1 protein-coding gene is annotated in these 1374 nt (G+C 34.5%); it reads left to right on the top strand.

Going from position 1 to position 1374, the window contains the following annotated elements:
• Window positions 1-104: 104 nt before the first annotated feature.
• Window positions 105-1217 (top strand): IS4 family transposase, encoded by a 1113-nt coding sequence (locus tag ACWODM_RS16325; protein ID WP_455322373.1) that lies wholly within the window; start codon window positions 105-107, stop codon window positions 1215-1217.
• The last annotated feature ends 157 nt before the right edge of the window (window positions 1218-1374 follow it).

Here is a 1374-nt window from a genome sequence, read left to right as displayed (position 1 = left end):
TCACTAGTGTTGCATTAAAATTTTAACATCATTCCCATGCACAAAAAAATCCTTTATAATGAAACTTGGATGACTTATCCAAGACCATAATAAAGGACTCAAGCATGGATAAGTATAAAACAAATTCAGCATTTAATAAATGGTTTTCACCCATAAATTTAGAAAAACTTTCAATTTTATCAAAACAAAAAATTGTCGACTATAATTCGTATCGCAAAAAGCTCTCATTTGAAGCTGTCCTAAAACTTTTTCTCTACGGAACAAATGAAGAAAAAGAAAGTTTGCGTGATTTAAGTACCTCACTGATTATCAAGCAACTTCAAAAAGAAACGCACGTTGAAACGATTAGCTATTCTCAGTTATCACGTTCTTTGTTGGCTCTTGATACCGATGTGCTGGTAGAAATTTTTCAACAACTTCTGCTTAAGGTATCTCAGAAAACAACACCGAGCAAACGAAATCATCTTCAATTGATCGATTCAAGTACCTTTTCGTTGAGTCTAAAGCGTCATTCGTGGGCGAAATTCCGAAAAAGCAAATCAGGAATAAAACTACACTTAAACTTGTGTTTCATGGATGATGCCACTCTGTATCCGACCGAGTTTTCAATAACAAATGCTCGTGAACATGATGTAAATCAGTTGGAAGTCCTGGTCAATCAACCAGAAGCAACCTATGTGTTTGACCGAGGATACTTAGATTTTGAACGTTTAGACCAGATACATTGGGATGGTTACTTCTTCGTTACTCGAATTAAGAAGAATACGAAAGTCCATGTGCTAGAATCATTTGATATTCCCAAAGATACTAGAGTAAATATTTTAAGTGATCAACACGTTTTCTTAGGATCAACAACCTATCTGACCTCACGTTTTCGTTTAGTGACTATTCAAGATGAGAAAGGAAAACAGTTAGCGTTCGTTACCAATCGTTTTGATTTAACCGCAGAAGAAGTCGCACAAGCATACAAAAGTCGCTGGCAAATCGAATTATTTTTCAAGCACATTAAACAACATCTGACCATCAAAACCTTCTTTTCTCAAGGTGAAAAGGGAGTACACAATCAATTGATTCTCGCTATGATAGCAACCTTACTAACGACCTTGGTTCAATTAGAAACACAAACAAAGCAAACAATTTTTCAAATTAAACGTCTGTTTCGGTATCTGTTGTTTGAACCTGTAGAAGTATTATTGAAAAAGATTGTCCCTTCTTGAAGAAAAGAAATAGTGGATGTTCCCTACTGAATTTAGTTGAATAACAGATAAAAAATTCTGGAAATAGTCATCCTCTGCGTCAGCACTATTCGTTTTTAACATTTTTCAGAAAAACAAATAATCTGAATATTCTTACTCTATTTGTGCAACACTAGTG

Source organism: Enterococcus olivae, assembly GCF_053760925.1.
The sequence above is the reverse complement of the archived record's forward strand: the minus strand, read 5'-3'. Positions and strand labels throughout refer to the sequence as shown.

Bases quoted from the DNA above. Each gene is read 5' to 3' on its own strand.
- ACWODM_RS16325 (WP_455322373.1), top strand. From the start codon at position 105: ATGGATAAGTATAAAACAAATTCAGCATTTAATAAATGGTTTTCACCC.